Annotated in this window: 16 protein-coding genes and 3 rRNA genes; 11 read left to right on the top strand and 8 right to left on the bottom strand. The window is 66.0% G+C overall.

Translation table 11 applies throughout. The annotated features are described in order from the left end of the window. Nucleotides 1–2: 2 nt before the first annotated feature. The 7 genes from HDA39_RS16785 to menC are packed head-to-tail and all read left to right on the top strand — an operon-like array spanning nt 3 to nt 10,346. A complete protein-coding gene (locus HDA39_RS16785) occupies nt 3–986 on the top strand; it encodes an ABC transporter permease subunit (protein WP_184796140.1) in 984 nt (327 codons plus the stop codon). Further along, nucleotides 986–2,884 carry a dipeptide/oligopeptide/nickel ABC transporter permease/ATP-binding protein gene (locus tag HDA39_RS16790; RefSeq protein ID WP_184796141.1) on the top strand — a complete coding sequence of 633 codons (1,899 nt, stop codon included), beginning with the start codon at nt 986–988 and terminating at the stop codon, nt 2,882–2,884. Before HDA39_RS16785 ends, HDA39_RS16790 begins: the two co-directional genes overlap by 1 nt. Next, nucleotides 2,881–3,921, top strand: coding sequence for an ABC transporter ATP-binding protein (locus HDA39_RS16795; RefSeq protein WP_184796142.1), 1,041 nt, complete (start codon nt 2,881–2,883; stop codon nt 3,919–3,921). The genes HDA39_RS16790 and HDA39_RS16795 overlap by 4 nt, the downstream gene beginning before the upstream one ends. Further along, complete coding sequence (locus tag HDA39_RS16800) at nt 3,918–7,256, top strand: LpqB family beta-propeller domain-containing protein (RefSeq protein WP_184796143.1); 3,339 nt, start codon at nt 3,918–3,920, stop codon at nt 7,254–7,256. The genes HDA39_RS16795 and HDA39_RS16800 overlap by 4 nt, the downstream gene beginning before the upstream one ends. Then, entirely contained in the window at nt 7,256–8,359 is a 1,104-nt protein-coding gene (locus HDA39_RS16805) for a M20 family metallopeptidase (protein WP_184796144.1), read from the top strand. The genes HDA39_RS16800 and HDA39_RS16805 overlap by 1 nt, the downstream gene beginning before the upstream one ends. Continuing rightward, nucleotides 8,356–9,243: a GNAT family N-acetyltransferase gene (locus HDA39_RS16810; protein ID WP_184796145.1), complete on the top strand. Its 888-nt coding sequence runs from the start codon at nt 8,356–8,358 to the stop codon at nt 9,241–9,243. Before HDA39_RS16805 ends, HDA39_RS16810 begins: the two co-directional genes overlap by 4 nt. Then, nucleotides 9,243–10,346: an o-succinylbenzoate synthase gene (menC, locus tag HDA39_RS16815; RefSeq protein WP_184796146.1), complete on the top strand. Its 1,104-nt coding sequence runs from the start codon at nt 9,243–9,245 to the stop codon at nt 10,344–10,346. The genes HDA39_RS16810 and menC overlap by 1 nt, the downstream gene beginning before the upstream one ends. On the opposite strand, the gene HDA39_RS16820 is transcribed toward menC, so the two are convergent. After that, nucleotides 10,335–11,096, bottom strand: a complete 762-nt coding sequence (locus HDA39_RS16820; protein ID WP_184796147.1) for a DUF998 domain-containing protein — start codon at nt 11,094–11,096, stop codon at nt 10,335–10,337. The two genes, menC and HDA39_RS16820, sit on opposite strands and share 12 nt — an antisense overlap. A gap of 119 nt (nt 11,097–11,215) precedes the next feature. On the opposite strand from HDA39_RS16820, the gene HDA39_RS16825 reads away from it, so the two are divergent. The 3 genes from HDA39_RS16825 (at nt 11,216) to HDA39_RS16835 (ending at nt 16,011) form a co-directional block, all read left to right on the top strand. Next, nucleotides 11,216–11,836: a TetR/AcrR family transcriptional regulator gene (locus tag HDA39_RS16825; RefSeq protein WP_184796148.1), complete on the top strand. Its 621-nt coding sequence runs from the start codon at nt 11,216–11,218 to the stop codon at nt 11,834–11,836. 2,163 nt (nt 11,837–13,999) lie between these two features. Then, on the top strand, nt 14,000–15,355 hold the full coding sequence (locus tag HDA39_RS16830; RefSeq protein ID WP_238356076.1) for a PucR family transcriptional regulator: 1,356 nt from the start codon (nt 14,000–14,002) through the stop codon (nt 15,353–15,355). Nucleotides 15,356–15,498: 143 nt separating this feature from the next. Then, nucleotides 15,499–16,011 carry a pyridoxamine 5'-phosphate oxidase family protein gene (locus tag HDA39_RS16835; RefSeq protein ID WP_184796149.1) on the top strand — a complete coding sequence of 171 codons (513 nt, stop codon included), beginning with the start codon at nt 15,499–15,501 and terminating at the stop codon, nt 16,009–16,011. A gap of 136 nt (nt 16,012–16,147) precedes the next feature. Here the strand turns inward: HDA39_RS16835 and rrf are convergent. The 5 genes from rrf to HDA39_RS16860 all read right to left on the bottom strand — a co-directional run bounded on the left by rrf (nt 16,148) and on the right by HDA39_RS16860 (nt 23,770). After that, nucleotides 16,148–16,265, bottom strand: a 5S ribosomal RNA gene (rrf, locus tag HDA39_RS16840). Nucleotides 16,266–16,403: 138 nt separating this feature from the next. After that, nucleotides 16,404–19,529, bottom strand: a 23S ribosomal RNA gene (locus HDA39_RS16845). 472 nt (nt 19,530–20,001) lie between these two features. Further along, nucleotides 20,002–21,519: ribosomal RNA gene (locus HDA39_RS16850) — 16S ribosomal RNA — on the bottom strand. Together the 16S, 23S and 5S rRNA genes form the textbook arrangement of a ribosomal RNA operon. A 506-nt stretch (nt 21,520–22,025) precedes the next feature. Further along, nucleotides 22,026–22,973 carry an electron transfer flavoprotein subunit alpha/FixB family protein gene (locus tag HDA39_RS16855; protein WP_184796150.1) on the bottom strand — a complete coding sequence of 316 codons (948 nt, stop codon included), beginning with the start codon at nt 22,971–22,973 and terminating at the stop codon, nt 22,026–22,028. A gap of 14 nt (nt 22,974–22,987) precedes the next feature. Then, complete coding sequence (locus HDA39_RS16860; protein WP_184796151.1) at nt 22,988–23,770, bottom strand: electron transfer flavoprotein subunit beta/FixA family protein; 783 nt, start codon at nt 23,768–23,770, stop codon at nt 22,988–22,990. A 106-nt stretch (nt 23,771–23,876) separates the two neighbouring features. Between HDA39_RS16860 and HDA39_RS16865 the strand changes: the two genes are divergently transcribed. Beyond that, on the top strand, nt 23,877–24,626 hold the full coding sequence (locus HDA39_RS16865; protein ID WP_184796152.1) for a methyltransferase domain-containing protein: 750 nt from the start codon (nt 23,877–23,879) through the stop codon (nt 24,624–24,626). Here HDA39_RS16865 and HDA39_RS16870 read toward each other — a convergent pair. Then, nucleotides 24,601–25,566: a hypothetical protein gene (locus HDA39_RS16870; RefSeq protein WP_184796153.1), complete on the bottom strand. Its 966-nt coding sequence runs from the start codon at nt 25,564–25,566 to the stop codon at nt 24,601–24,603. The two genes, HDA39_RS16865 and HDA39_RS16870, sit on opposite strands and share 26 nt — an antisense overlap. Then, complete coding sequence (locus HDA39_RS16875) at nt 25,559–26,440, bottom strand: acyltransferase (protein ID WP_184796154.1); 882 nt, start codon at nt 26,438–26,440, stop codon at nt 25,559–25,561. The genes HDA39_RS16870 and HDA39_RS16875 overlap by 8 nt, the downstream gene beginning before the upstream one ends. Between the last annotated feature and the right edge of the window lie 6 nt (nt 26,441–26,446).

Consider the following 26,446-nt stretch of genomic DNA (forward strand, 5'->3'; position numbering starts at 1 on the left):
CGGTGACAACGGTCCCTGTCACAGCATCTCGTACTGAACTGAATCCGTGGCTGCGCTTCGCGATCCGCCGTTTCACCCGGTTGGTCGTCTCGGTCCTGGCTCTACTCAGCGCGGCCTTCCTGATGATCCACCTGATCCCAGGCGACCCGGTCCGCGCAGCGCTCGGCCCGGTCGCCGCGCAAAGTCTCGTCGACGCCCAACGCGAGTCCCTTGGCCTCAACGACCCACTCTGGCTGCAGTACCTGCACTTCCTCCAGCACCTCTTCACGGGCAACCTCGGCACGTCGATCACGACCGGCCTTCCGGTCTCCGACGTAATCAGCGACCGTCTGCCCGCGACCGTCGTACTGGCTGTCGCCGCCTTCGTCGTCGCGGTCCTGATCGCGCTGCCGCTCGGCCTGGCGATGGGCGTGCTCACCCGCGCCGGCCGCCGTCCGAAGGCCGAGCTGACCTTCACGTCGACCTCGGTGGTGCTCGCCGCGATTCCCGAGTTCCTGCTCGCGGTCGGGCTGGTCTATGTGTTCGCGGTGCAGCTGCAGTGGTTCCCGGTCGCCGGCCGGGGCAACGTCTCGTCGTACGTGCTGCCTGTTCTCTCCCTGGCCGTCGGACCCGCCGCCGTGCTCGCCCGGATCTGCCGGGTCGAGCTGCTCGCGGTCCTGCAGACCGACTACCTGCGGACGGCCCGAGCGAAGCGGTTGCCGGCGATCGTGATCTATCTCCGCCACGCACTGCCCAACGCGGTCACGGCCACGATCACCCTCGGCGGCCTGCTGCTCGGCGGGATGGTCGCCGGGACCGTGCTGGTCGAGAACGTCTTCGGCTGGCCAGGGCTCGGCAGCACGATCGTGTCGTCGATCCTCGCCAAGGACTACCCGCTCGTGCAGGGCGTCGTCCTCGTGTACGGCGTCGGCGTCCTGCTGGTGAATCTCGCCGTGGACGTCGCCCTCGCCCTGCTCGATCCGCGTTCGACGATCCGGGAGAGCTGATGGCGCGACGAACCCGCTGGATCGCCGTTCTCCGTACGCCGGTCGGCGCCGGCGCGGGCGTGCTTCTGCTCGCAGTCCTGCTGCTCGCCCTGGTTGCGCCCCTCCTCTGGTCCGACCAAGCGAGCGCGATCGACACCGAGCACCTGCTCGAAGGCATGTCGTCCCAGCACTGGCTGGGCACCGACAGCCTCGGGCGAGACATCTTCTACCGCGTGCTCGTGGCTTCGCGGACGTCGATCATGCTCGCGTTGCTCGCCACCGCTCTCGGCGTCTTCATCGGTCTGCTGCTCGGCACCGCGCCCGTCCTGCTGGGTCGGCGGTTCGGACGCTTGACGACGGCGATCGTGAACATCGCCGTCGCCTTCCCGGGGCTGCTGCTCGCGCTCTTCTTCGCGGTGATCTTCGGGGTCGGCGCGAAGGGCGCGGTGCTCGCGATCGGCCTGGCCGGAGCGCCGGCGTTCGCACGGCTGACCCAGACACTGGTCGCGGGAATCGCCGAGCGGGATTTCGTGGCGGCGGCACGGATCGCGGGGGTCGGCCGGTTCCGGATCCTGCTGCGGCACATCCTGCCCAACATCGCCGAGCCGCTGGTGGTGAACGCGACGATCGGTGCGGGCGGCGTACTGCTGGCCTTTGCCGGGCTGTCGTTCCTCGGTCTCGGCGTGCAACCCCCGGCGTACGACTGGGGCCGGCTGATGGGTGAGTCGCTGAACGGGATCTACGTCCATCCCGCGGCCGCGCTCGCGCCGGGTGTCGCCGTCGTCATCGCCGGGTTGGCGTTCAACCTCTTCGGCGAGGCTGTCGCGAAGGGGCTTGGCGTGCCGGCGGTGCTTGGGCCACGGCTGCGAGTGCCTGTCCCGGAGACGGTTCCGGCGGCGCCGGTGGACGACGAGGCCGTGCTGGTGGTGAAGGATCTTCGGGTCAGTTTCCCGGGGCCGGTCACACCCGTGCGCGGCGTCAGCTTCACGATCCACAAGGGCGAGATCGTCGGGGTGGTCGGTGAGTCCGGCTCGGGCAAGAGCCTCACAGCGCTCGCCGTGGCCGGGTTGATCGAGTCGCCGGGGCAGGTGTCGGCTTCCGAGCTGTCCTTTCTCGGAGCGCCGTTACTCGGCCGGCTGGCGGACCGCGCGACCGCGGCCACGCGGCGACGGCTGCTGGGGACGTCGTTCGCGATGGTGTTCCAGGACCCGATGACCTCGTTCAACCCGACGAAGCGGATCGGCGTACAGCTTGCTGAGGGGGCTCGGGAGCATCAAGGACTGAGCCGGCGGCAGGCAATGGCTCGCGCCGTCGACCGGTTGCGCGCGGTGCGCGTGCCGGCGGCGGAACGGCGGGCGCGGCAGTACCCGCACGAGTTCTCCGGTGGGATGCGGCAGCGCGCGATGATCGGGATGGGGCTGATGGGAGCGCCGGCGTTGATCGTCGCCGACGAGCCGACGACTGCCTTGGACGTGACCGTGCAGCGCCAAGTGCTGCGGCTGCTGGAGACGATCCGGGAGACCGACGAGGTCGCCGTACTGCTGATCAGCCACGACATCACTGTGGTCGCGCAGGTTTGCGACCGCGTGCTGGTGATGTACGCCGGACGGATTGTCGAGGACCTGGCCGCTTCGGAGCTCTTGTCCGGCGCCCGGCATCCCTACACGCGGGCCCTGTTGGCCGCCGTACCGGATCTGGACACGCCGCTCGACGAACCGCTGGCAGTGATCCCCGGGCGACCTGTTGAGCCGTCAGCTGTCGGCGCGGGATGTGCCTACAAAGTGCGTTGTGAGTTCCTTGTCGGGGCCTGTGCGTCGAAGGATCCTGAACTGGTAGGCGAAAGCCATCGAGTGGCCTGCTGGAATCCTCAGGGCCACCCGTTGCTGAGCATCGAACCGATCCGGACGGGGCAACGATGAGTGAACTGAGGTTCGACCAGGTGACGGTCCGGTACGGCGCGGGCAGCCGTGCGCTGACCGCCGTCGACGGCGTCGACCTGGTCGTCCCGTCCGGCCAGGTCGTCGGGCTGGTCGGTGAATCGGGGTCGGGCAAGTCGACGCTGGCCAGGGCCGCGGTCGGACTGGCCGGGGTCTCGTCCGGCCAGATCCTGCTCGACGGCGAACCACTACGCCGGCGCCCCGGCGGACGTCGTCCACTGCAGATGGTCTTCCAGGACCCTTACTCGTCCCTGGACCCACGGATGACCATCGGCGACTCGATCGCCGAGGCGGTGCCACGCTCGGGTGCTCCACGTCGGCAGGAGGTGAGCCGCCTGCTCGAACTGGTCGGGCTCGAGGCGGATCGCGCGCCGGCCTACCCAGGAGCGCTCTCTGGTGGCCAGAGGCAACGAGTTGCCATCGCGCGGGCACTCGCCGGGCAACCCGACGTCATCATCGCGGACGAGATCACCTCGGCGCTGGACGTGTCGATCCAGGGCACCGTGCTCAACCTGGTGCGCTCGCTGCAACGTGAGCTGCACCTGTCGATGCTCTTCATCTCCCACAACCTGGCGGTCGTGCGCTACGTCAGCGACTTCATCGCCGTCATGTACCTGGGCCGCATCGTCGAGTTCGGTCCCGCCGCTGACGTGCTCGCCGATCCACAACACCCGTACACCAAGGAACTGCTCGCCGCCGCACCCCGGCGCGGATCGACCACGCTGCTCGACCCCGTGGCCCAGTTGCTCGCCGACCCCGCGGCGCAGGCGGTGGCCGAGCGCGCCGCCCAGGTGGTCGCCGACGCCGAGCCGGCCGATCCGCACCACCCGCCCGGCGGTTGCCGGTTCCACCCGCGCTGCCCGATCGGGCCGTTCGTGCTCGCCGACCGCGAGCACTGCCTGACGATTGATCCGACCACCGACGCCGACCGCCGACGTCATCGCGCCGCCTGCCACCACGTGGCCGGCGCTCTTCAGCCGGTCACCGCCGGTTCCGTAGCCAAGGAGGACTCCCTGTGACCCGACGCCTGCGCATCGACGACCTGACCGACCTGTCCGTGCCGGAGCAGCCCGCGCTGTCGCCGGACGGTGCCCAGCTCGCGTACGTCCTGCGGACCACCGACCTCGCCGCGGACCGCACCTTGCGGAACCTTTGGCGGGTGCCGGTGTCAGGAGGCGAGCCGCAGCAGCTGACCCGAGGCGACGAAGACAGCTCACCGACCTGGTCGCCGGACGGGACCCAGCTGGCCTTCCTGCGCGGCAAGGACGGGCCTGCTCAGCTCTGGGTCCTGCCGGCCGGTGGTGGCGAGCCCGAGCAGCTCACGACGCTTCCCCTCGGCGCCGGTGCTCCGCGGTGGAGTCCCGACGGAACCCGCATCGCCTTCAGCGCCCCGGTCGACATCGCGGCTCTTGCCGGTGAGGGAGACGAAGCGCGCGAAGCCCGTGGCCACGCGCCGATCGTCACCGAGCGACTGGACTACCAGGCGGACGGCGCGGGCTGGTTGCGCACATACCGCAAGCACGTTCACCTGCTCGACGTCGCGGCGAAGAAGTGCCGGCAGGCGACCGAGGGCGACTGGCACGCGGGCGACCCGGACTGGTCACCGGACGGGACCAAGGTCGCCTTCGGTGCGGGCACCGCTCCCGACGCCGACCTCGTCCCGACCGCACCGGCGTACGTGCTCGACGCGACGGACGAGAAGGCCGAGCCGCAGCAGGTCGGCCTGGCTGAAGGGCTGACAGGCCCTGTGCGGTGGACCGCCGACGGCGAGTCCCTGCTGATCGTCGGCAGCACCACCGGCCCGGTGGGACACGCTGGTCTGCTCCGCCTCTCACTGGGCAGTGGCGACGTGGAGAACCTGGCCGCCTCGCTCGACCGCAACGTGATGCCCGGCGGACCGGCGTACCCGGGAGCCCTTCCCACCTTGATCGAGGACGGCCAGACCGTGCTGTTCTGCGTCCGCGATCGCGGCTGCAGCCACTTGTACGCCGTACCGGTGGCTGGTGGCACGCCTCGACGGGTGCTGGGCGAGGCGGGGCAGAACGTGTCCGGTCTGTCGGTCGCCGGTGGGATCGCGGCGGCCGCGCTGACCACGCCGACGTCGTACGGGGAGATCGTCACGGTCGATCTGGCCGACGGTTCGGTGACGCAGCGGACGACGTACGGGCTCGAGGACGTGGAGACCTTCGTGCGGGAAGAGCGCGAGTTCACGATCTCGGACGGGACGGTGGTGAACGGGTGGCTCGTCCGCGATCCCTCCGCGACCGGCGCTCAGCCGCTGCTGCTCGACGTGCACGGCGGTCCGCACAACGCGTGGAACGCCGCCGCCGACGAGGTGCACCTCTACCACCAGGAGCTCGCGGCGCGCGGCTGGACCGTCCTGCTGCTCAACCCGCGCGGAAGCGACGGGTACGGCGAGGACTTCTACAACGCGGTGCTCGGCGGCTGGGGCACGTCGGACGCCAACGACTTCCTCGAACCGATCGACCAGCTCGTTGCCGACGGCATCGTTGACGCACAGCGCCTCGCGATCGCCGGCTACAGCTACGGCGGCTTCACGACCTGCTACCTGACCAGCCGCGACAACCGGTTCGCCGCGGCCGTCGCCGGTGGGGTGGTCAGCGACCTGACCAGCATGAGCGGCACGTCGGACGCCTCGCACTTCCTGAACGTCTACGAGCTGAACGGTCCGGGTGACCTCAGCGCGATGTCTCCGCTGAGCAAGGTCGACCAGGTGAAGACGCCGACGCTGATCCTGCACGGCGACGCGGACGTCCGCTGCCCGGTCGGACAGGCCCAGCAGTGGCACACCGCGCTCCGCGAGCAGGGCGTACCGACTCAGCTGGTGCTCTACCCGGAGGCCAGCCACCTGTTCATCGTCGAGGGCCGTCCGTCGCACCGGCTCGACTTCGGCCACCGCATCGTCAACTGGATCGAGCAGTACGCCGGTGACGCGCGTGGTCCGCAGCGGCCCCGGATCGACGCCGCGCACTGGCAGCGCCGGCTGACGACACTTGCCGCCAAGCACAAGGTGGTCGGGGCCTCGCTGGGGATCCTGCGCTTCAAGGCCGGCCAGGAGGACGAGCTGGTAGAGGCCGCGACCGGCGTACTGCATAAGGAGACCGGCGTCCCGGTGACGACCGACTCGATCTTCCAGATCGGCTCGATGTCGAAGGTCTGGACGGCGACGCTCGCGCTGCAGCTCGTCGACGAGGGCCTGCTCGACCTGGACGCGCCGCTGATCCAGGTGCTGCCCGAGCTGCAGCTCGGTGATCCCGACGTCGCCAAGCAGGTGACGATGCGCCAGCTGCTGACGCACACGAGCGGGATCGACGGCGACGTGTTCACTGATACCGGCCGCGGCGACGACTGCCTGGAGAAGTACGTCGACGGGCTGGCCGAGGTCGGCCAGAACCACCCGCTCGGCGCGACCTGGTCGTACTGCAACTCCGGCTTCTCGCTGGCCGGCCGGGTGATCGAGAAGCTCACCGGCAAGACCTGGGACGCCGTCCTGCGCGAACGGATCTTCACACCGCTGGCCTTGCGTCGTACGGTGACGCTGCCGGAGGAGGCCCTGCTGCATCGCGCGGCCGTCGGACACGTCGGTGAGGAAGAACTCGCGGTGGCACCGGTGTGGGGTCTCCCCCGCGCGCTGGGCCCGGCCGGCCTGATCACCTCGACCGCGGCCGAGGCCCTGGCCTTCGCCCGCATGCACCTGAACGACGGGGTCGCTGCGGACGGCACGCGAGTGCTCAGCTCCGAGACCGTGACAGCGATGGCCGACAAGCAGGCCGAGCTGCCCGACAAGCACACGCTCGGCGACTCGTGGGGACTCGGCTGGATCCGGTTCGACTGGGATGGCCACCGGTTGATCGGTCACGACGGCAACACGATCGGCCAGGCCGCGTTCCTGCGGGTCCTTCCCGAGCAGGGACTGGCCGTCTCGCTGCTGACGAACGGCGGCAACACCCACGACCTGTACGAGGACCTGTACCGGGAGATCTTCCGGGAGCTGGCCGGCGTCGCGATGCCTCTCCCGCTGGCCCCCTTGTCGGAAACTCCGGAGCTTGATCTGCACCGGCACGTCGGACGGTACGAGCGGGCCAGCACGCTGCAGGAGGTCTACGTGGAGGACGGCAAGCCGATGGTCCGGGTCACGCTGACCGGACCGCTGGCCGAGCTGATGCCCGAGCCGGCACAGGAGTTCGAGATGAGGGCGGCGGACCCGACCGGCGACCTGTTCGTCGTACGGCAGCCGGGGTCGCTGACCTGGTCGGCGATCACCTTCTACGCGTTGCCGACCGGTGAGAAGTACATGCACTTCGGCGTCCGCGCCACACCGAAGGTGGGCTGATGACGCCCTCGTTGCCCTTGATGCTGGCGGATCTGGAGACCTTGGTGACCTGCGAGTCGCCGTCGTCGGATCTCGCGGCGGTGGCCAACAGCGCCGACGTCGTCGCCCGGCTCGGGGCCGAGCGACTCGGCAGCAAACCGTCGTACGAGGTGGTGGACGGGCGGACACACCTGCGCTGGAAGTTCGGCGACGGGCCGTCACGGGTGCTCGTGCTCGGACACCACGACACGGTCTGGCCGCTCGGTTCGCTGGCGACTCATCCGTTCGTGGTCGCTGACGGGGTGATGCGTGGGCCGGGGTGCTTCGACATGAAGACCGGTCTGGTGATGGCCTTCCATGCCCTGTCCGCGCTGCCGTCCTTGGACGGCGTCACCTTGCTCGTGACCGGCGACGAGGAGCTCGGGTCACCGTCGTCACGCTCCTTGATCGAGGCGGAGGCCGCCGGGTGCGACGCGGCTTTGGTGCTGGAGGCCTCCGCCGACGAAGGTGCCCTGAAGCTGGAGCGCAAGGGGGTCTCCAACTACGAGATCCGCATCGTCGGACGCGCCGCGCACGCCGGTCTCGAACCGGAGCTCGGTGTGAACGCGAGCATCGAGGCCGCCCACCAGATCCTCGCGATCGCCGCGCTGGGTGACCTATTGCTCGGGACAACCGTCACTCCCACGGCGCTCACTTCCGGGACCACCCGCAACACGGTCCCGGCATCGGGAAACTTCCTGGTCGACGTCCGCGCCCGCACGGTGGAGGAGCAACTCCGCGTCGATGCCGCCCTGCATGCCCTGCAACCGGTCCTCCCCGAGGCAACGCTCGAGATCATCGGCGGCCCGAACCGTCCGCCGCTCGAGCGCAAGATGTCCGAGGCGCTGTACCAACGAGCCGGCGAGCTGGCCTCCTCACTCGGCTTGCCTCCGCTTCGCGAAACGTCCGTCGGCGGCGGCTCCGACGGGAACTTCACCGCCGGAGTCGGCACCCCGACCCTGGACGGCCTGGGTGCTGTCGGCGGCGGCGCCCATGCAGACGACGAACACGTCGTGGTCGCCGAGATCCTCCCCCGGACTTCCCTGCTGACGGCGCTGATCGCCGACCTGCTGGACAGACCATGAGTACGCCAACCACTGCTGTCAGCTCGTCGACAAGCGCGGCCGACCAAGCCTCCGAAACCGCCGCGGCTTCAGCGGGCGTCCAGGTGCGAATGCTCACCGAGCTGCCGGAGCTGGACGGCGTCTACCACCTGTACGACTCCATTTGGCGCCCGGATCCGAAGAACCCTCCAGTCACGACAGAGCTCCTCCGCGCCCTCACCAAGGCCGGCAACTACGTCTCCGGCGCGTACGACGGCGACGAACTGGTGGGAGCCTGCGTCGGCTTCTTCTCCGCCCCCGCCGAGGTGGCCATGCACAGCCATGTCGCCGGCGTCTCCACCGCGGCCCGCGGCCGCAACGTCGGCTTCGCCCTCAAACTCCACCAACGCGCGTGGGCTCTGCAACGCGGCGTCACCGCGATCTCCTGGACCTTCGACCCTCTGATCCGCCGCAACGCCTACTTCAACCTGGTGAAACTCGCCGCCCACCCGGCCGAGTACCTGACCAACTTCTACGGCGGCATGCACGACAGCATCAACAACGGCGACGACACCGACCGCCTCCTGGTCCGCTGGGACCTGGACACCCCAGCCGTCACCACAGCAGCCACGACACACCCCACCGGCCTCACCATCCAATCCATGCCCGAAGCAACCATCGCCTTGGACCGCTCACCGGACGGACGCCCGATCCTCAACTCGTCCAAGCCAACCAGTGCGCTGGTGCTGGTCGCCGTACCGTCCGACATCGAAGGACTGCGCCAGACCGACCCCACCGCGGCGAAGGCCTGGCGGGCTGCTCTCCGTGAGGTGCTCGGCGGCTTGCTGGCCGATGGCGCACGGGTGGTCGGCTTCGACCGCGCCGGCTGGTACGTACTCGAACTTCCCGCGAGAGGACTCATCTGATGAAGCTGACCGGAGTCGAGCTACGGCGCATCTCCCTGCCGTTGGTCTCCCCGTTCCGCACGTCGTTCGGCACCGAGACAACCCGCGACGCCCTCCTCGTCCGAGTCGTCACCACCGAGGCAGAAGGCTGGGGCGAGTGCGTCGCCATGGCCGGCCCGCTGTACTCCTCGGAGTACAGCGGGGCCGCAGCCGACGTTCTCCGCCGCTTCTTCGTCCCCGCCCTGGCAGCAGTCGACCAACTCACCGCGGTCGGCGTCGCACCCGCTCTGGAGAAGTTCCACGGCCACCGAATGGCGAAGGCCGCGCTGGAGACCGCCGTCCTCGACGCCGAACTCCGCGCCGAAGGCCGTCCCCTCGCCCGCGAACTCGGCGCCGTCCACGACCGGGTCCCCTGCGGAGTCTCCGTCGGCATCATGTCCTCGGTCGACGAACTGCTCGACGCCGTAGGCAACTACGTCGACGAGGGCTACCTCCGCATCAAGCTGAAAATCCAGCCAGGCTGGGACATCGAGCCGGTAGCCGCCGTCCGCGACCGCTTCGGCGATGTCCTGCTCCAGGTCGACGCCAACACCGCGTACGCAGTCTCCGACGCCCGCCACCTGGCCCAACTGGACCCGTACAACCTCCTCCTCATCGAGCAACCCCTCGACGAAGAAGACATCCTCGGCCACGCCGAACTGGCCCGCCACCTCAAGACCCCCATCTGCCTGGACGAGTCCATCACCTCAGCCCGAGCCGCCGCAGCAGCCATTTCCCTCGGCGCCTGCTCGATCATCAACGTCAAACCCGGCCGAGTAGGTGGCTACCTCGAGTCCCGCCGAATCCACGACGTCTGCCAGGCACACGGCATCCCCGTCTGGTGCGGCGGCATGCTGGAAACCGGCCTGGGCCGAGCCGCCAACCTAGCCCTAGCCGCCCTGCCCGGCTTCACCCTCCCCGGCGACACCTCAGCCTCCTCCCGCTACTACCAAACCGACATCACCCCACCCTTCACCCTCGACGCCGGCCACCTTTCCGTCCCCACCACCCCCGGCATCGGCGTAGACCCCCTGGAACCCGAACTAGCCGCCGTCACAACCCACACCGAATGGCTAAAGCTCTGACTGTCTTGTGGAGGTCCGGCGACTCCAGATCGATGCTCCTAAGCAGATGAGTCCGATGAGGAAGGGATAGACGGCGCCGCGTTCGACCAAGCCGACGAGGACGTTGGCACCGGAGACGATGTCGGCGAAGTACCCGACCATGGACACCAGGCCGGTGATACCGGCTGCGACGAGCACTTTCCCGAGCGTCGAGGAAACCTGGAGTTCACGGTGACGTCGTCCGAGCAGGATGGCGAGCAAGTTGCCGCCGATGAACCCCGCCAGCGCGCCCAAGCTGTGGTAGTCGCCGGTGCCGTCGTTCATCGCTTCGCCGGAGCCGGGGAACAGGGCCAGCAGAACGCCGCCGACGGCAAGCATCGCGCCGGTCACCAGCACCAGCCAGCGTCGTCGGCCCAGCGAGCGCCCGAGCAGCGCGATACCGGTGAAGAGCGTGAGTCCGAAGAGAAAGAAGCCGGTGTTCATCACCCAGGCGAGCGGTGAGTACATGTACTGCCCGAACAGCACCGAGGGTCCGTGAACGCCGAGGTCGCTGATGAAGTGGTACGTGTAGCTGTAGGGCGGATCCGTCCACGCCGCGGCCGCGATGAACTCGGCCAGGAAATAGATCAGTGCGCCGACCACGAGCACGGCGCCGGCAGCACGTCGCGCCCTGACCTGCTGGACCTGGGCAGAGAACGCCTCTTCAGGCTGCGCGTCGTCCAGAAGTCCGCCTGGCCGGCAACTTCGGATGGAGCTGAGATTTTCGGTCATGACCAGTCCCCTACTTGTCGTGACGATCTTTCTGCGATTTCCGGTATCAGTCCATAACTGTACCGATACCAGTTTCGATGTCAATCCAACTCTGGGCTCGATCCAGTACGCTGGACTGCATGAGTGAAGCGCAGCAGGGGCGGCGGGAGCGGAAGAAGGCCGCGACCCGGACCGCGATCATGACCGCGGGGCAGGAGTTGTTCCTAGAGCGCGGCTTCGACGCGGTAAGCGTGCGTGAGATCGCAGACCGCGCCGACGTTTCGCCGACCACCGTGTTCGCGCACTTCCCGCAGAAGGAGTCACTCGCCTTCGGCGACGAGGACGAGCGCCACGAACAGCTAGTTGCCGCGGTCACCGGACGCCCACAAGGCACGTCGATCTCCGACGCCTTGAAAGCGCACTACCTCTCCGAGCTAGCTGCACTCGCCACCGAACCCCAACGCCAACTCCTGACCTTGATGGAACAGACCCCCGCCCTGGTCGACTACGCAGAGCGGATGTGGCTACGCCACGAGGATGCGCTGGTCGGCGCAATCACCCAGGAGTTCGGCCTCGAGGAACCGAGCGATGAAATCCGCTTCTACGTCCGGTTCGCCCTGCAGATCCAACTCGTCGCCGCCCGAGACACCGCCCCAGAGTCAGCCATCACAACAGGCTTCCGCCTCCTAGACGAAGGCTGGACACCACCAAGCCACGACCACCACCTAGACGGCCCACCCAGATCCCGGAACAACTACTGACCTGACACCGACGCGATCCACCCGACCAGCTCAGCAAAGGCATACGGTGCCGGCGGCGACGTAGATGCTGCTGTTGCCGGTAGCAACAGGTATTGGCAGCGGCGTGCGTGCTGGATGTGGGTGCTGCCGGTGCCGGTGGCGCATTCGGTTGGTCGCCGTCGCCGCTCCCCCCGGCCGCCGGCGTCGCCGCCACCGACCGACTGGGCAAGCCCCTTGGAGGAGCTTGCCCACAGCAGTGTCTGCTCCAACCTCAGCCACCCAAGCCCGGCCGACCACTCGGCCCCGCCCAGCGCTCGACACCAATCCCCAAGCCCACAAGCGCAGCCGCAGGCGGCGCGCGCAGGTCGCGGACAGCAGGCGCAGATCGCAGGTCTCGCGCGACAGGCGCACGTCGCAGGTCGCGGGTGGCAGGCGCACGCCGCAGGTCGCGGGTGGCAGGCGCACGCCGCAGGTCGCGGGTGGCAGGCGCACGCCGCAGGTCGCGGGTGGCAGGCGCACGTCGCGGGTGGCAGGCGCACGTCGCAGGTCGCGGGTGGCAGGCGCACGTCGCGGGTGGCAGGCGCACGTCGCAGGTCGCGGGTGGCAGGCGCACGCCGCGGGTGGCAGGCGCACGCCGCGGGTGGCAGGCGGACAGCGGCAGTAGTAGTCGGCAGGCGGCACAGGTGGCGGACAGCAGGCGGCAGGCTCAGGTCTCGGGCGACAGACGGCAGGCGCCGACGGGAGGCGGCGCGCGCAGGTCGCAGGCAGCAGGTCGCAGGCAGCAGGTCGCGGGCGGCAGGCAGCAGGTCGCGGGCGGCAGGCAGCAGGTCGCGGGCGGCAGGCGGCAGTAGCGGTCGGCAGGCGGCAGTAGCGGTCGGCAGGCGGCACTCGCAGGCTCAGGTCACGGGCGACAGGCGGCAGATGGCTGAGGCAGGCACGATGGTCCACGGCCAGGCCGGGGCCAGCGGTGCGTCGTGCCCTGGCGAGGCAGCAGGCCGAGACAGATCATCACGCCGCAGCCGAGGGCGTACAGGAGCAGGTGCTGGTACCAGCTGTGGCGCTCAGGTCGCGGGCGACAGGCAGCGGACAGTTGGGGCAGGCTCACGTCGCGGGCGACAGGCCGCGGACGGCTGCGCGCAGGCTCAGGTCGCAGGCGGCAGACGGCCGGGGCACGCTCAGACGGCCCACTCCATCCCGGCGATCGCCTCGGATCATCAGGTCGGCCTGCCGTCGCAGACGGCCGGGGCAGGCTCAGGTCGCAGGCGGCCGGGGCATGCTCAGGTCGCAGGCGGCAGATGGCTGGGCTGGGCTGGGGCAGCTGTTGCGGGCTTGTTGGCTGTTGCGGGAGGTTCAGGCGTTTGGGAAGTTCTGCCGACTTGGGGCAGGCGAGGGTTCGGGCGGCCTTGTGTTGGCCGGTGTTGTCTCGGGGTTAGTTGTCCTCGGTGGCAGGCGGGTGCAGCTTGTGTGCCCGCCGGTCGTGCTCGTTGCCGCCGGTGCTTCGTGGGGGTGCGCGCCGACCGATGGTGGGGTGCTGGGTGTTGCTTGTGTGGTGGTTGACCACAGGCACGTCGTGGGCTGGGGCTGTCTTGAGCCGGGGTGCTGGTGGCTCGGCGGCGCGGGAGGTCTGGCTGAGTTGATCGGTGGGGTTGGGCATCGTGTTGGTGGAGGAGATGGGGTTGTTCGGAGCTACCAAAGTGGGGGCTGAATCTGTGGGGTGGGACGAACTATGGTGGTGGTTCGGGCTCTAGGGTCTGGGAGGTGATGCGTTCCGTGACTAATCGGCCTCGGGCGAGTCTTGGGCGGGTGCTGGATGATTTGGGCGCCACGTTGCTCGAGTTGGTGGATGGGGATGCTGACCGGCCGGTGGAGATCGGTGGGGTGGTGATTCATGATCCTGTTGACGAGCCGGTGTTGCCTTCGAATGCGTTGGTGCTGGGGGTTGGGCTGCAGGAGCCGAGTCTGATTGCTTGGGCGTTGCGGGATCTTGGGCGGCAGCAGGCGGCTGGGCTTGTGGTGCGGGCTCCAGTACTGCGGGACGCGAGTATTGCTGAGGCGGTGGCTGAGTCCGGGGTCGCCTTGCTTGGGCTTACTCGGGGGGCTTCGTGGGATCAGCTTGCGGTGTTGCTGCGGTCCTTGCTGGCTGATGGGGACGTTGGGGTTGCCGAGCCGGAGACCTTGGGTGGGATGCCGTCCGGGGACTTGTTTGCGCTGGCCAACGCGACGGCTGCGTTGCTTGATGCTCCGGTGACGATCGAGGATCGGAACTCTCGGGTGCTCGCGTTCTCCGGCCGGCAGGACGAGGCCGATATCGCGCGGGTTGAAACGGTGCTGGGCCGGCAGGTGCCTCAGCGGTACTCGCGGCTGCTCGCTGAGCTCGGGATCTTTCGCGAGCTTCATCGCACTGATCTGCCGGTGCACGTACCGCCGCTGCCGATCACCGAGAACGAGTTCACCATTCCTCGGGTCGCTGTTGCGGTGCGGGCCGGCGACGAGATCCTCGGCTCGATCTGGGCGGCTGTCCGGGATCCCCTCACGGCTGAACGCACTCAGGCGCTCTGCGACGCGGCCAAGCTTGTTGCTCTCCACATGCTGCGCATTCGAGCCGGGGCCGATGTCGAACGGCGGCTCCGTGCTGACCTGGTGAGTACCGCCTTGGAAGGCGGCGCAGGGGCGCGGGACGCGCTCGACCGTCTAGGGCTTGCTGACCAACCGGTTGTCGTACTGGCTCTTGCCGTCCGAGTACGTCGTACGGCGGAGGATCGCGGCGGCCGTGAGCGGCACTCGCCTGGCCTTCAGACCGGCGGCCGCACGGTTCCTCCGGGCGATCAGAGTCGGGTGGGGTCTGCTCGAAACGGTTCGGCGGAGCCGGCTCAGGAATCCCTGGTGGGTGAGGCGGGGTTGGCAACGGAGCGGCAGCGGTTGGCGGATGCGTTTGCGATGCATCTGGGAGCGGTGCATCCGCGGTCGGCGGCGGCGTTGGTCGGGGATGTCGCGTATGGGTTGTTGCCGGTACGCGCTGATCGGGGTGATGGGGAGGAGCGGGCGGTTCGGATCGCCAAGGACTTCCTGGATCGGATCGGCGATCGGGTGACCGCGACCGTGGGGGTTGGGCCTGTGGTGCGGGAGACGGCTCGGCTTCCCCATGCTCGGGCAGGAGCTGATCGGGCGCTTCGGGTGCTTCGTACGGGGTCGCAGCGGGTGGCGCGGCTGGCCGACGTTCATGTCGAGACGCTGTTGCTCGAGTTGCGGGATCTGATCGAGGCTCGTGGGGATCAGCCGACGGGGCCGATTGCGCGGCTGGTGGCGTACGACCGGGACCACAACACCAACTTGGTCGAGACGTTGCGGGCTTGGCTGGATGCTTTTGGTGATGTCATGACTGCGGCTGCTGCCGTGTACGTGCACCCGAACACCTTTCGGTATCGGCTTCGGCGGCTGGCGGAGGTCGCTGACCTGGACCTGGCCGACCCCGAGACGCGGTTTGCGGCGATGCTTCAGCTCAGAGTTGTCACTCCGCCTCGCCCCGGGCGGTCGTCGTAGGGCCGTTCAGCTGGCCGAGATTCGGGTGAGCCAGGGGTGCCAGTGCCTGCCGGCGGAGCTTCTGAACGTCGTGACGTCGACGTCTAGGAGGTGCTTTGCTGCAGGCGCCGATCCTTGCAGCTCGGGGTTTGCGATGATTCGGCATGACTTTGACGAACCCTTGGTTGGCTGGGGCGGCTCCGACGAAACGGCTTGGGCATGAGGAGTTGGCGGAGCGGATTCTGAATCTGTTGAGCAGCCAGAACATGTGTGTGCTGGCAACTAGCGGCGAGGATGGGCCGCTGGCGACGCCAGTGCGGTACTACCACTTGGACTTCACGCTGCTGTTCACCGCGGCGGCGGGGTCGCCGAAGATGCGGAACCTAGGGGCAGACCCTCGAGTTTCGGTCGGGATCTTTGCGCCGTTGGTTGGGCAGGCGAGTAGTCGTGGAGCGCAGGTGTTCGGGAGGGCTGAGGTGTTGACGCCTGGGGACGACGAGTTCGCGCGGTACTGGGAGGCGTACCGGTGGCAGTCGGATCATGTCGAGCGGGGGCGGTCGCTGGACGAGCCGCCAGTGGGGCCATTGGTGGCAATCGCGGCGGAGAAGATCGTCTATACGGAGCATTGGTTGCGGAGGACCGGATATGCGCCTCGGCAAGTGTGGCGAGCGCGGTGACAGGGGTGGGTGAACGGCGTCGGAACGCGTGAAAGAGGCCGGCTTGATAGGCCCGGCCGCTTGGGGGTCGTGGTGGTGGTGTTGGGGGAATTGTTAAGGGCCACCCCGGTGTGGGGTGGCCCTTAACAGTGTGAATGTCCGGCGACGTCCTACTCTCCCACGACCTCCCGGTCGCAGTACCATCGGCGCTGAAGGGCTTAACTTCCAGGTTCGGAATGGAGACTGGGTGTTTCCCCGACGCTATGGTCACCGTAACTCTATAGAAATATCAACCAACCACACACTAGCCACATAACATCTGGCTGGGGTTGACCGTATTCCGGGAACCGTACAGTGAACGCGAACATTACTTACGCAGCATATCGTCTCGTGTATGACCACAAGTGTGGTGTTGAGACAAGCCCTCGGCCTATTAGTACCAGTCAGCTCCACACCTTACGGTGCTTCCACCTCTGGCCTATCAACCCAGTGGTCTACTGGGGGCCTTACCCGATTAACTCGGTGGGAGACCTCATCTTGAAGCGTGCTTCCCGCTTAGATGCTTTCAGCGGTTATCACTCCCGAACGTAGCCAACCAGCCGTGCTCCTGGCGGAACAACTGGCACACCAGAGGTTCGTCCACCCCGGTCCTCTCGTACTAGGGGCAGCCCTTCTCAAGTCTCCTGCGCGCGCAGCGGATAGGGACCGAACTGTCTCACGACGTTCTAAACCCAGCTCGCGTGCCGCTTTAATGGGCGAACAGCCCAACCCTTGGGACCTACTCCAGCCCCAGGATGCGACGAGCCGACATCGAGGTGCCAAACCATCCCGTCGATATGGACTCTTGGGGAAGATCAGCCTGTTATCCCCGGGGTACCTTTTATCCGTTGAGCGACGGTGCTCCCACATGCCACCGCCGGATCACTAGTTCCGACTTTCGTCCCTGCTCGACATGTCTGTCTCACAGTCAAGCTCCCTTGTGCACTTACACTCGACACCTGATTGCCAACCAGGCTGAGGGAACCTTTGAGCGCCTCCGTTACCTTTTAGGAGGCGACCGCCCCAGTCAAACTACCCACCAGGCACTGTCCCTGATCCAGATAATGGACCGAAGTTAGACAGCCAGAACAACCAGAGTGGTATTTCAACGATGACTCCACCCGAACTGGCGTCCGGATTTCACAGTCTCCCACCTATCCTACACAAGTTGTACCGACCACCAATACCAAGTTGTAGTAAAGGTCCCGGGGTCTTTCCGTCCTGCTGCGCGTAACGAGCATCTTTACTCGTAATGCAATTTCGCCGAGTCCATGGTTGAGACAGCGCCCAAGTCGTTACGCCATTCGTGCAGGTCGGAACTTACCCGACAAGGAATTTCGCTACCTTAGGATGGTTATAGTTACCACCGCCGTTTACTGGCGCTTAAGTTCAAAGCTTCGCCGGCCTAAACCAGCTAACCTGTCCCCTTAACGTTCCAGCACCGGGCAGGCGTCAGTCCGTATACATCGAATTACTTCTTCGCACGGACCTGTGTTTTTAGTAAACAGTCGCTTGGGCCTGGTCTCTGCGGCCATCAACGCTTCCACCAGCAAGTGGTGTAACGCATCCGGCCCCCCTTCTCCCGAAGTTACGGGGGCATTTTGCCGAGTTCCTTAACCATGGTTCACTCGATCGCCTTGGTATTCTCTACCTGATCACCTGTGTCGGTTTGGGGTACGGGCGGCTCTAACACTCACTACGAAGTTTTTCTTGGCAGCATGGGATCATCCACTTCCCCTGAACGGGTCCGCCTCGGTTCTCAGGCTCAATGAGACACGGATTTGCCTATGCCTCGCCCTACCACCTTGCCCGCGGATCAGCTTGCGCCTACCATCGCCGCGGATGGACTGCCCTCCTGCGTCACTCCTTAGTGCACCTAATACCACCTCGGGTCGAAAGATCCGCCAATCCGTCCGAAGACATCATGGTTTCTCGTTCTTAGCATCAGTGACCTCGGTCGGGTCGTGTTAATGCCGGTACGGGAATATCAACCCGTTGTCCATCGACTACGCCTGTCGGCCTCGCCTTAGGTCCCGACTTACCCAGGGCAGATTAGCTTGACCCTGGAACCCTTGATCATTCGGCGGACGGGTTTCTCACCCGTCATTCGCTACTCATGCCTGCATTCTCACTCGTGCAGCATCCACAACTAGATCACTCTGCTGCTTCACACGCTGCACGACGCTCCCCTACCCATCCACACACCTGGACCAGAACAAGTTCTGGCCGAGTACTAATATGAATGCCACAGCTTCGGCGGATTGCTTGAGCCCCGCTACATTGTCGGCGCGGAATCACTTGACCAGTGAGCTATTACGCACTCTTTCAAGGGTGGCTGCTTCTAAGCCAACCTCCTGGTTGTCTGGGCAACTCCACATCCTTTTCCACTTAGCAATCGCTTAGGGGCCTTAGCTGGTGATCTGGGCTGTTTCCCTCTCGACTACGGAGCTTATCCCCCGCAGTCTCACTGCCGCGCTCTCACTTACCGGCATTCGGAGTTTGGCTGATTTCGGTAAGCCGGTAAGCCCCCTAGACCATCCAGTGCTCTACCTCCGGTAAGAAACACGCGACGCTGCACCTATATGCATTTCGGGGAGAACCAGCTATCACGGAGTTTGATTGGCCTTTCACCCCTATCCACAGGTCATCCCCCAGGTTTTCAACCCTGGTGGGTTCGGTCCTCCACGCGGTCTTACCCGCGCTTCAACCTGCCCATGGATAGATCACTCCGCTTCGGGTCTAGAGCATGCGACTAAAACGCCCTATTCAGACTCGCTTTCGCTACGGCTACCCCACACGGGTTAACCTCGCCACACACCACTAACTCGCAGGCTCATTCTTCAAAAGGCACGCCGTCACACCCACACAAGGTGAGCGCTCCGACGGATTGTAGGCAACCGGTTTCAGGTACTATTTCACTCCCCTCCCGGGGTACTTTTCATCTTTCCCTCACGGTACTAGTCCGCTATCGGTCACCAAGAAGTATTTAGGCTTAGCGGGTGGTCCCGCCAGATTCACACGGAATTTCAAGAGTTCCGTGCTACTCGGGAAAACACTCGGAAGTCACTGTCTTACGCCTACGGGGCCATTACCCACTACGGCCCGGCATTCCAACCGGTTCGGCTTCAACAACGATTTATAACTCCCCGACACCACGGCATTAGTGTCTGAATGCTCCCACAACCCCACATACGCAACGCACGCCGGCTATCACACGCACATGGTTTAGCCTCATCCGCTTTCGCTCGCCACTACTCACGGAATCACTATTGTTTTCTCTTCCTGCGGGTACTGAGATGTTTCACTTCCCCGCGTTCCCTCCAGAACCCTATGTGTTCAGGAACTGGTAACTGGCTTTAGAATGCCAGCTGGGTTTCCCCATTCGGACACCCCCGGATCACAGCTTGGTTGCCAACTCCCCGGGGCTTATCGCAGGCTCCAACGTCCTTCATCGGCTCTTGGTGCCTAGACATCCACCGATTGCCCTTAGTAGCTTGTCACACATACATAAGGAACAATACATTGCTACAAAAGATGCTCGCGTCCACTATACAGTTCTCAAAATACGGGCAGGATAACCGGCACATAACCACCACTACCCTCGGAAGAAACTCATCAGGGGAGAAAACACCCCTCAGAACCTCAACACCAGGAGTTTGGTGAGAGCCGGCCCCAGCCACACACCACACCGACTACTCGGTATGGAAGCGGCCTGAAGAAAACGAACCAGAATCCGCAAGGATTCGGCCCGATCCCTCAGGACCCAACAGCGCGCCTCGGCCCATCCCTAGTCATGATCTCGCGTTCCACGCCTCACCTCCGAAGAGAATCAGCAGTACTAGCTCGTCCACTCAAGTTCTGGGCCTAATGGTCAATGTTCCACATTCCGAAGCACCATCGCCTCAGAACGGATGTCTGAGAAACGATGAATGGGCAGTCACCCCACTGGGGTGACTGCCGAATGCTCCTTAGAAAGGAGGTGATCCAGCCGCACCTTCCGGTACGGCTACCTTGTTACGACTTCGTCCTAATCGCCAGCCCCACCTTCGACGGCTCCCTCCACAAGGGTTAGGCCACCGGCTTCGGGTGTTGCCGACTTTCATGACGTGACGGGCGGTGTGTACAAGGCCCGGGAACGTATTCACCGCAGCGTTGCTGATCTGCGATTACTAGCGACTCCGACTTCATGGGGTCGAGTTGCAGACCCCAATCCGAACTGAGACCGGCTTTTTGGGATTCGCTCCACCTTGCGGTTTCGCAGCCCTTTGTACCGGCCATTGTAGCATGCGTGAAGCCCTGGACATAAGGGGCATGATGACTTGACGTCATCCCCACCTTCCTCCGAGTTGACCCCGGCAGTCTCCTATGAGTCCCCACCATAACGTGCTGGCAACATAGGACGAGGGTTGCGCTCGTTGCGGGACTTAACCCAACATCTCACGACACGAGCTGACGACAGCCATGCACCACCTGTATAGGACCCTTACGGACCCCCCATCTCTGGAGGATTTCCCTATATGTCAAACCCAGGTAAGGTTCTTCGCGTTGCATCGAATTAATCCGCATGCTCCGCCGCTTGTGCGGGCCCCCGTCAATTCCTTTGAGTTTTAGCCTTGCGGCCGTACTCCCCAGGCGGGGCGCTTAATGCGTTAGCTGCGGCACGGAGGACGTGGAATGTCCCCCACACCTAGCGCCCAACGTTTACGGCGTGGACTACCAGGGTATCTAATCCTGTTCGCTACCCACGCTTTCGCTCCTCAGCGTCAGGTAAGGCCCAGAGAGCCGCCTTCGCCACCGGTGTTCTTCCTGATATCTGCGCATTCCACCGCTACACCAGGAGTTCCGCTCTCCCCTGCCTACCTCTAGTCTGCCCGTATCGGAAGCAGGCTCGGAGTTAAGCTCCGAGTTTTCACTCCCGACGTGACGAACCGCCTACGAGCCCTTTACGCCCAATAATTCCGGACAACGCTCGGACCCTACGTATTACCGCGGCTGCTGGCACGTAGTTGGCCGGTCCTTCTTCTGCAGGTACCGTCACTCTCGCTTCGTCCCTGCTGAAAGAGGTTTACAACCCGAAGGCCGTCATCCCTCACGCGGCGTTGCTGCGTCAGGCTTTCGCCCATTGCGCAATATTCCCCACTGCTGCCTCCCGTAGGAGTCTGGGCCGTGTCTCAGTCCCAGTGTGGCCGGTCGCCCTCTCAGGCCGGCTACCCGTCGACGCCTTGGTAGGCCATTACCCCACCAACAAGCTGATAGGCCGCGAGCCCATCCCCAACCGCCAGAACTTTCAACCCCAAACCATGAAGAATGGAGTGATATCCGGTATTAGACCCCGTTTCCGAGGCTTATCCCGAAGTTGAGGGTAGGTTGCTCACGTGTTACTCACCCGTTCGCCGCTCGTGTACCCCCGAAGGGGCCTTACCGCTCGACTTGCATGTGTTAAGCACGCCGCCAGCGTTCGTCCTGAGCCAGGATCAAACTCTCCGTTGAAATCTATATGTTTAACTGCGGCGAACCACAGAAAACAGACTACTTTGAGTGATCCTTTGAATCAGAGACAATCAAACTGACTTGAATCCAGAAATTACATTCAAAGGAATCCATCACGAATCATCCGAAAGATGACCCGCGAATGGGGTTAATGCTAAATTTCGGCATTGACTTTCGGCACGCTGTTGAGTTCTCAAGAATCGGGCACACACCGCGTCCATGACTTCGCAGCCAGGACTCCGGGGCAACTCGACAAACCTTACTGATCCGTCCAGGCCCGGTCAAATCGGCCACTTTCGAACCAGCATCCCTGCGTGACTCAGCGACCGAAGCCCGCTCAAGGCGTGTTCCGGTCCGAAGAACCTTCAAGGATTTTGTTGAAGCAACCGGCCGCTTCCGCGTCCCGCACTCGCTCCAACAAGAAGAACATTACTGACATTCACGGTGAAGATGCAAATCGAGGGTTGGGGCCCGCCGGCACGGGGTACCGACGGGCCCCGGCAGCCTCAGGACTTGCGCTTGGTGACCTCTTCGGTCGCGGTCGGCAGGACCTTGTGGAGGTCCCCCACGACGCCGAAGTCGACCAGCTCGAAGATCGGAGCTTCCTCGTCCTTGTTGATGGCGACGATGGTCTTCGAGGTCTGCATGCCGGCCCGGTGCTGGATGGCGCCGGAGATGCCCGCGGCCACGTACAGCTGGGGAGAGACGGTCTTGCCCGTCTGGCCCACCTGGTAGGCGTGCGGGTACCAGCCGGAGTCCACAGCGGCCCTGGAAGCGCCTACAGCTGCGCCCAGGGAGTCGGCGAAGGCTTCGACCGGGCCGAAGTCACCACCGGTGCCGCGGCCACCGGAGACGATGATCGCCGCCTCCGTGAGCTCGGGACGACCGGTCGCCTCACGCGGCTTGGAGTCGGTGATGCGCGCGGTCTTCGCGGCGTCGGAGATCGTCACGTCGAACTCCTCCACCTCCGGCGACGTCTCGGCCGCCTCGGGGGTGGCCGCGTTCGGCTTGACCGTGATGATCGGCGTGCCGTGGGTGACCTTGGCCTGGACCGTGTAGTTGCCCGCGAACACCGACTGGGTGGTGACCGGGCCCTCCTGCACGTCGACGGCGTCGGTGATCAGGCCGGAGTCCAGCTTGACCGCCAGCCGGGCCGCGATCTCCTTGCCCTCGGCGCTGGACGAGATCAGGATCGCGGCCGGCTCGAGCTTGGCCGCGACCTGCTGCAGCGCCTCGGCCTTCGGAGCGACCAGGTACTGGGTCAGCTCCGGGTCGGTCAGCGCGATCACCTTGGTGGCGCCGTACTGACCGAGCGCCGGCAAGGCGTCCTGGACACCCTCGCCGATGTAGACCGCGACCGGCTCGCCGAGGCGACGGGCGATGGTGAGGAGCTCCGCGGTGGTCTTGCGGACCGTGCCGCCGGTGTGGTCGACGAGAACGAGAACGTTCGACATATTCGGGTCGCTCCTCAGAGGAACTTGTTGGTGGACAGGAACTCGACGAGCTGGGCAGCGCCGCTGCCGTCCTCGTCGGCGACGATCGTGCCGGCGGTGCGCGCCGGACGGGCGGTCACCTCGGTGACCTCGGTCCAGGCGCCGGCCTGGCCCACCTGCTCGCCGGACAGCTCCAGGTCGGCCAGCGACCAGGTCTCGACCGGCTTCTTCTTCGCGGCCATGATCCCCTTGAACGACGGATACCGCGGCTCGTTGGCCTGGTCGCTCACGCTCAGCACGAGCGGCAGCGTGCCCTCCACGGTGTCGCTGGCGGTGTCGCCGTCGCGGCGGATCTTCACGGTGCTCCCGTCGACGGTCACCTCCGAGCCCAGCGTGACGGCCGGCAGGCCGAGCCGCTCGGCCACCATCGCCGGCACGACACCCATACCACCGTCGGTGGAACCCATCCCGAACACGACCAGGTCGGCCTCGAGCTTGCCCAGCGCCTTGGCCAGGATCAGCGAGGTCGCCACGGCGTCGGAGCCGTGGATCGCGTCGTCGATCACGTGGACGCCGGCGTCGGCACCCATCTGCAGGCCCTTCTTCACGGCGTCGGCGGCCTGCTCCGGCCCGACCGTGAGCACGGTCACCTCGGCGTCGCCGTTCTCCTTGACGGTGAGCGCGGTCTCGACGGCGTACTCGTCCAGTTCGGACAGCAGCCCGTCGACACCGGCGCGGTCCACCGTGTTGTCCTCGGAGCGGAAGCGGCGGTCCGCGGTGGCATCCGGCACGAACTTCGCGCAGACGACGATCTTCATAGCGTGTGGGACCCCTTCTGGTTAACGGTCTCTCCCAGCCTGCCACGGATGTTACTCACGAGAAACATATGACGTGTGCGAGTCCCATCACAGTTACGCTGACCGGGTGACCGAGACGTTACCTCTTACCGGCGAGCGGACCGCCCCGGGGATCTGGCACGAGAACTACTGGTTCGCGCGCCACGAGGCTGCCTACCGCTGGATCGTGGACAGTGTGGGACCGGACGGCCGGGTCCTCGACGCCGGCTGCGGCGAGGGGTACGGCGCGGAACTGCTGCGCACCGCGGGTGCGATGCAGGTGTTCGGTCTCGACTATGAAGGTACGACGCTTCGCCATGCCGCGAAGGCTTATCCACAGGTCAATCTGGTCCAGGGCAATCTCGTCCAGACCGGGTTCGCCGACGGCAGCTTCGACCTCGTCACGAGTCTGCAGACGATCGAGCACCTCTGGGAGCAGCCGCGGTTCGTCGCCGAGTGCGCGCGGATCCTCGCGCCGCGAGGCACGCTGGTCCTCACGACCCCGAACCGGCTGACCTTCCCGAGCGGCAACTGGTACCACACCCGCGAACTCACGGCGGAGGAGTTCGTCGAGCTGCTCGAGCCGGAGCCGCTGGAGATCACCCACGTTCTCGGACTGCACCACGGGGAGCGTCTGCGCGCGTGGGAGGCGCGGCACGGATCGTGTGTGGACCGGCAGCTCGCGACCGACCACGGTGCGTGGGACGAGGAGCTGGTCGCCCTGGTGACCAGTACGACGTACGACGACTTCGAGCTGCGCGGCGACGCGATGGACGAAAGCCTCGACCTGGTGGTGGTCGCCCGGGCAACCCCTAGGGACGGACGAAGCGTTCGATGACCTTGCCGACGATCAGGTAGACCAGCGCCGCGATCCCCCAGTTCACCAGCAGGGTGTTCTTCGCGGTCTCGAGCCGGAACAGGTCCTTGAACGGGCCGACCAGGTCGTGCCCGCGCTCCAGCACCCAGCGGACGATCTCGTTGCTCTGGTTGGCCTGGTCGAGCGCGGTGAACAACGCCCCCAACGCCAGTACGGCGGCCGCCAGCACCGCGATCAGCCAGATCAGCGAGGCCACGAGGTTCCGGACGCGCTTCACCCCGGAGCCGACCGTCGACATCGCGGCCCGGCCCTTCCCGGAGGTGGACGGCGCCGTCTTCTCGCGCGCCGCCCGGGCCGCGGCCAGCGGGTTCTCACCGGTTTTGTTGCCCGAGGCACCGGTCGCGGCCGGCTGCCGGGTGACCGGCTTCGTCACCGCGGTGTCCTCGGGCCCAGCAGCGGCCGGCTTCGCGGCCTCCGCCTCGCGGGCCTTCTGCGCGGCGACGATCTCGGCCGCGGTCTGGGGTTTGGTCTTCGTGGCCGTCACACCCCGACTCGAGTCCGGCGTCGCGCCGGCGTCGTCCGCCGGCTTCGGTGCCTGGTCGGACTCGGTGGCCTTCGCCGCCTTGTCGTCCTGTGTACTCACGTCGTCCATCTCCTCAGCCGGGGTCGGTTCCTCGTCCGCCACCTGCGCCGGCGCCTTCTTGCGCCGGTTGCCCGGGACCGGGCGCGGCGACAACCGTCGCCGGACACCCAGCGGGCGGTTGTCCACACTGTCCAACGTAGCGACGCCGGGACCTTCCGTCACGATCGGCACCGGATCGACCGCCCGGTACCGTGCCTGCGTGATCGAGTCGTCGGCCGCCGCCTGGTCGAGCGGCGAACGGCTGCCGGCCGCGTCCTCGACGGCCGGTACGGCGGAGTCCAGGGCGGACAGGCGTGCGGCGCCTGTCTGGTCAACCACGCGGGGACTCCTCTCCGACGACTTCCGGGACATACTGCCCGACTGGTGAGTAACTTGAGAACCCCTCGGCGCTCGGCGGCGCGTCACCAGTCGTAGAAGTACGGTTACCCACCGGAGTGCTGTCCACACCACCCGCCACGCCGCGCCGTGGCGGGATTTCCGCAGCACTGGTCACTTCAGCCCCACCCGTCGGGTCCAGACCGGCCCGCAGCCGGGCCGCCGTCGCCTCGTTGTCGCGGGCCAGGCCGGCCAGGTACTCGCGCCGTTCGGCGTCGTCGGCGTACCGGGTGACGCGATCCCGGACGACGACCGCCGGGACACCGACCGCGACGGCGTACGCCGGAATGTTGCCGCGGGCAACACTGTTGGCGCCGATCACCGCGCCGCGGCCGATGTCGGTGCCGCGGGTGACGGTCACCTTCGTGGCCAGCCAGCAGTCCGGGCCGATCCGGACCGGCGACTTGACCAGGCCCTGGTCCTTGATCGGCAGGTCGAGGTCGTCGGTCTTGTGGTCGAAGTCGCAGATGTAGGTCCAGTCGGCAATCAGCGTGGACGCGCCGATCTCCACATCGAGGTAGCAGTTCACCGTGACGTCGCGGGCGAAGACCACCTTGTCGCCGATCCGCAGCGTGCCCTCGTGCGCGCGCAGGCGGGTCTCGTCGCCCAGGTGCACCCACTGGCCGAGCACGATCCGGCCGTGCCCGGGGCGGGCGACGATCTCCAGCTTCTTGCCGAGGAAGACGAACCCCTCGGTGATCACCTGGGGATGCCGCAGCTTGAACCAGGCGAACCGCCAGTAGCGCTTCAGGTAGTACGGCGTCCACGCCCGGTGGCGGACCACCCAGCGCAGGTTCGAGACCGACAGCAACCGCATCAGGCC

Source organism: Kribbella italica (assembly GCF_014205135.1).
Lineage (GTDB): Bacteria > Actinomycetota > Actinomycetes > Propionibacteriales > Kribbellaceae > Kribbella > Kribbella italica.